This window comes from Okeania sp. SIO2F4 (genome assembly GCF_010672385.1).
Taxonomy (GTDB): Bacteria; Cyanobacteriota; Cyanobacteriia; order Cyanobacteriales; family Microcoleaceae; genus Trichodesmium.
In genome coordinates, this window is sequence record NZ_JAAHGT010000656.1 from 1 (window position 1) to 5584 (window position 5584).

3 protein-coding genes are annotated in these 5584 nt (G+C 35.0%); 1 reads left to right on the top strand and 2 read right to left on the bottom strand.

Annotation, left to right across the window (positions count from 1 at the left end; genetic code table 11):
* Positions 1-1219 precede the first annotated feature (1219 nt).
* Together F6K22_RS29740 and msrP are read right to left on the bottom strand one after the other, a co-directional pair.
* A complete protein-coding gene (locus F6K22_RS29740) occupies positions 1220-1414 on the bottom strand; it encodes a heavy-metal-associated domain-containing protein (RefSeq protein WP_293106477.1) in 195 nt (64 codons plus the stop codon).
* Positions 1415-1832: 418 nt separating this feature from the next.
* Complete coding sequence (gene msrP, locus F6K22_RS29745) at positions 1833-2819, bottom strand: protein-methionine-sulfoxide reductase catalytic subunit MsrP (protein WP_293106480.1); 987 nt, start codon at positions 2817-2819, stop codon at positions 1833-1835.
* A 1283-nt stretch (positions 2820-4102) separates the two neighbouring features.
* Between msrP and F6K22_RS29750 the strand changes: the two genes are divergently transcribed.
* Positions 4103-5584 (top strand): serine/threonine-protein kinase (locus tag F6K22_RS29750; protein WP_293106483.1); only part of this gene is annotated, 1482 nt, incomplete at its 3' end.

A 5584-nucleotide genomic window follows, 5' to 3' on the forward strand; every position in this document is an offset into this window, starting at 1 on the left:
ATGCCAGAACACTGAGCCGGGGGCATGTTCTTCGAAATAGCTATGCCATTAAGGGTAAAATTTGACGTGAGGAAAGTCCGTCAAATTTGTGACCCTTAAGAATCCACGCGACTTTAGTCCGTGGAGTGTCAACGATACTTACCTCATTTTTTTCAAGGTTGAATACTTAGTAAATAATAGGCAATAGCTAACAGGGAAAAAAGTTCCAAACAACTTATAATTATTGCTATGTCTAGGTTGTAGCGATTTTTTAAATCGATTTAGCGACAACTCTGATGTTTTACAGGATACAATTATTGATAAATTAAGTAGGGTTGGCTGAAAAAAGCAGAGTGTGAGGAGGGTGGGGAGACAGAGAAAGTAGAAGGAATAATTTTACCTTGATTTTTCTATCTTTGTCTGCCCAAAGTCCTAACTTTTCGACCATGAAAAGCTCAAACAGGCGCACCTTTTTTCGACCAAAAAAAGGCATTTGCCTTTATCTGTCAATGCTTTGAGATTTAATCCGCCAGCCCTAAGTATTTATACTTATATACAAGAATCAGGACTTACGCAGAGACACTATATATAGCGTTCAAAAACTATAACGTTATAGATACGTAGTGTTTAGACTCATAAATGCGTAAGTTCTGAGAATATTGCGAGTTAATATAGTTCTCATAATTAATGAGATACAGTATTTTTTCTCTTCCCTATTCTCTAAAATCCAAAATTTGTGGATCTCACCCATTTGAAATCTATTTAAAAAAAGAGGGGGAGTATGGGGAGAGGGGGACATGGGGACGTCGAGAGAATAGGAGTATTTTTGGGTTGTGCAGAACGCAAAGTTTGGGATAAGTGAGTAGGGCTAGCCAATATAATCTCAAAGCACTGATATCTAAAGGTTTTAGCATCTTTGGAGCGAAAAAAGTGCAAATTTTTCAGCCTTTAAGACCAAAAAGTTAGGATAAAAAGCAGACAAGCACAAAAAGATACAGGTACAATTATTCCTCTTACTTTCTCTGTCTCTCCACCCTCCTCACACTTTCCACACTACCTATTTTTAAACATTTTCCCTGTATTCCCCTCTCCATCTCCTATAGAAGTTGAAGCAAAGGTTAGGACATTACTACTTCCGATTCGCTGTTCCCAACTTTTGCAGAAAATCTCATAAAATATCCAGGGAGTCTATCCAAGTCAAGTCCCCCTGGTTATTTGTTTAGTTAGAGAAAAATTTTTTCTATTCAACTGTATGTCCAGCAGCAGTAATTACTTGCTTAATGGACTCTTCAGATGCTTTGGTTTCTACTGTAACTATTTTTTGCTCCACATCCACTTGGACATCAGCTTCAGATTCGTGATTTTTGATTGCTTTAGTAATAGTATCTGCACATCCACCACAAGCAATAGATGGAACTTTTAATTGCATTGCCATATTAAAAATTAGTAAGCTTACTACAAATTTTTAATCAGTATAACAGGAGTTATCAATTTTGTAAGTATTCAGTCGTCAGCTTTCAGCTATCGGCTAAAGGAAGAAGTAAGAAAAAGAGTAAATTTTGAAAAAAAAGGAAAAATGATCCTCCTAGATATAGCTGTCTAAAATGAACTGGAGCAGCTCTTTTTAAGCATCTCTAATCAAGAGAAATTTATACATTCTTTTTTCAAATCGGTACTAAGGGTGGTTTCTTATTGCTGAGAGCTGACAGCTAATAGCTTAATACTTACTAAATTTCTCGAATTAGAATTAAAAATTGGGTTCTTTAAATCCAATTTTTTTATCTGCTTTGCCACAAAGAGAGTTTCTAAACCTTGGCTTATTCCTAATTCTAATTCCCTTTTTTTATCAAGCTTTAACTATAAAGATTAGCAACATATTCTCCATAACCATTGTAAAGTAAAGTCGGACGTTTTTCCCAAGACCAACTAGCACCTTCACTGAGTATTCTTTCAGTTGCTTGTGACCATCGAGGATGGGGAATTTCAGGATTAACATTTGCTTCAAAACCATATTCATTGGGAATCAAAGTATTCCAAAATGTTGCAGGTCTTTTTTCTACAAACTCAATTTTTACTATTGATTTTGCTCCCTTAAAACCATACTTCCAAGGAATAACTTCTCTCAAAGGCGCACCATTTTGTTTTGGCAATGATTTACCATACATTCCCATAGCAAAAAAAGCTAATTCGTTAGCCATTTCATCTATTCGTAAACCTTCTCTATACGGCCAAGGATAACCACCCGCCCAAAAACCAGGACCTTTAGTAATTTCTGGGTCATAAAAAGATGTAAAACTAACGTATTTAGCTTTTGATGTTGGTTCTACATCAGCCATTAATAACTTCATGGGAAAACCAATCCAAGGTACTACCATTGCCCATGCTTCAACACACCGAAACCGATATACTCTTTCTTCTAGAGGAAACTTTTTCTGTAGTTCGTCTATGTCATAAATACGAGAATTTTTGACTAAACCTGTAACTTCAACTTTCCAATTTTCAGTTGGTAAAGCTTGAGCATTTTGCCAAATAGATTTATTACCACCAAATTCATAGAAATTGTTATATTTGGTTGCTAAAGCTTCATCAGTTATTGGTCGCTCAACTTGAGCAAAGTTAGAATTAGGTGTAAATTTATCAATAGTTGGTAAAGTTGCTGCTCCAGAAATTAGAGATATTTTTGAGTTCCCAGCACAACTTGTAAGAGTAGATAAAGCAGTAGCACTCAATCCAGCACCAATTAAATTTTTCATAAACCGACGGCGGTTAAAATAAACGTTTTCTGGAGTAATTTCTCTTTCAGGAATTTCCCAAGACTTTTTGATCCGGATGAGTGGCATAATTAATTGTTATTTACTATGAGCTTAAACTGGAATATAGAAAAATTATGAAATTTTTACCTAGTTTACAATAAACATAGAAATTTTTCACTGTCAGTGAAGTACAAATTTCTGGGATTTAGGGCAGAGGGAAGACCAGACATGGAAATAGAAAAAAAGAAAAACAACTATACCTTACAAAATATGAGAAATACTATAGCAGTCCTATTTTATTTGTGTATAAAAACCTTAACGCATTTAGGGAGCAGGGAACAGATAGGAGTTTCAGGTTTTTTATCTACTTTTTGATTACCCGCAACCTATGCACGGATTGCTATATAACTTATATGAAATACGTTAATGTTTGCTACTAAAGATTGATAGGGTGATGGGGGGATAGGGTGATGGGATGATTTGTGAGTAGCAGAATTTTTTGTATTTCATATTACTTTTTATAGATATATGTAGTGATTTAGAGTTAAGTAAGGGAACAGAATAACTCTCAAATTATAATAGGTTTGAAAAGAATAATCTTGACTAATACTATTTCTTGATAAAGCTGCACTTAAAGACCTCACCCTTAAGGGCGGGATTGAAATATAGGCTCCGACTCGAAGTCTGGTTTATTTCTTTTGAGTCAAATATTTATCGTATGTTCAAAGGTAACCAAATTTATGAGTTTTGAAACTCTACTTAATAAATTTGATAGACAATTATTAAGGGTATTGTTATCAAGAAACAATATCAGTATTTTAATTTTTTGAGGAATTTTACTAAAAGCAAAGTTTTGCTGTGAATAAAATAGATTAAATTTTTAAATAAACAAGAAAACTTAATCATTTTTTTTGACAGTGAACCAGCAAATCACAAAATAACAGAAAATATAACAATTCTAAATAATTTGTCAAAAATTTCAAAATACATAAAAACCCTGAAATTCTTACCTGTGTTTCCTGTTGCCTAATTCTCAGAATTTTTCTTCACAAGTCAACAAACTAAATATAACGACTATAGATAAATTGTTAAATAATTAACAATTCAGCAAATTGAAAATATTAAAGGGTGGTATGTATATTTTTATGAAGAATAATAATTAACCCTGATTAAAAGTGAAAAAATATATATAACCCAATCCAACTATTAATTTCTCAAAGTTAAAGTCAAAACTCATTAATCCTCCAAAAATTTTTACTTGTAATTTTTTACTGCCAAAAAATCATACAACCCCTAACCATTCCATAATATTTGTAGCTAAAATATAAGAAATATTATTATAGAAAAAATATACTAATTGATTGCTGATTATGAATCATCGCATCAATCCTCACAACCAAAATCCAGAAGATGGTGACAAGCAAATTGTCAGCCAAAATGAGACAATAGGGAATCATACCAATTGTCCACCTATACTCAAACAACGCTACCAGACCATCAAACCTTTAGGTGAAAGTGTCTGGAGCCGTACATTTCTAGCCATTGACCAAGACAAACCATCTAAACCACCTTGTATTATCAAAGAGTTTGTCAACCTAGACGACAGAAAAGACCTAATTTTTCAGGGTCAAGAAATTATCCCGACATTTAGCTGTGACCCAGTACAGCTAGATAAAATCGGTAAACATCCCCAAATTCCAGAGCTATTAGCATCTGTAGAACATGATGGCCACCGTTATTTAGTACAAGAATATATTGAAGGCCGAAACCTGGCCACAGAACTCATAGAAGATGGTGTCTTTAGTGAAAATAAAATTTGGCAAATATTGCATCAGTTGTTGCGAGTGTTGGAATTTATCCACGACCATCACCTGATTCACGGAGATATTAAACCAGAAAATATCATTTGTCGGACAAAACCAGGCACAAATATTCCAGAATTTGTTTTAGTTGATTTTGGTGTTACTATTTCTGCTAATGGAGACTTGTTATCAATAGGCAGTATTAATGGTTCGGCTGAATATGCTGCTCCAGAACAAACACAGGGGAAAGTCTATCCCAACAGTGACATATATAGTTTAGGTGCAACTTGTCTGCATCTATTAACAATGGTTTCACCATTTGAACTATTTGATATCAAAGCAGATAAGTGGGTGTGGCGAGACTATTTGAAACATCCCATTAGTCGGCATCTCGGTCGCATATTAGATAAAATGGTGCAACGAGACCATCGTCAACGGTATCAGTCTGCAGCAGAAATTATTAAAGATATCAAATACGGACCAACACCAGTAGACGTCATCCTGCAAAAACCAAAGTGGACTGTAACCGCTTGGGGAGCAGCAGCGATCGCTCTATTATCATTATTTATTAGTTCTCGCGTACCATCTCCCAAACCTCAGCCATCATTATCTTCATCGTCAGAAAATACTACTATTCCTGAGTTAAAGCCAGATTTATCTCAACCTAAAATAGATGAGTATACAAAAAAACTTCCTCCACTACCACCATCTACAGGAATACTAGATCAACTTTCCCCACTGCGGACTTTAGCGACAACTTCAGGTCCTGTTTGGTCTCTTGCAACTAGCTCAGATGGTCGAATTGTTGCCAGTGGCAGTACAGATGGGAGTATCCAACTGTTACATTTGCGCAGTGGGCAAAATTTAGGTACATTATCAGGACATGACGGACCTATATGGTCTGTTGCTATTACTCCAGACAGTCGCACCTTGGTTAGTGCTAGTGGTGACAGTACAATCAAAATTTGGGATCTTTACACTGGTAGATTGAAAAATACCTTGTATAGTCATCTGAAAGATGTTTTCTCTGTAGCAATTAGCCCTGATGGA

Bases quoted from the DNA above. Each gene is read 5' to 3' on its own strand.
- F6K22_RS29740 (WP_293106477.1), bottom strand. From the start codon at position 1,414: ATGGCAATGCAATTAAAAGTTCCATCTATTGCTTGTGGTGGATGTGCA.
- msrP (WP_293106480.1), bottom strand. From the start codon at position 2,819: ATGCCACTCATCCGGATCAAAAAGTCTTGGGAAATTCCTGAAAGAGAA.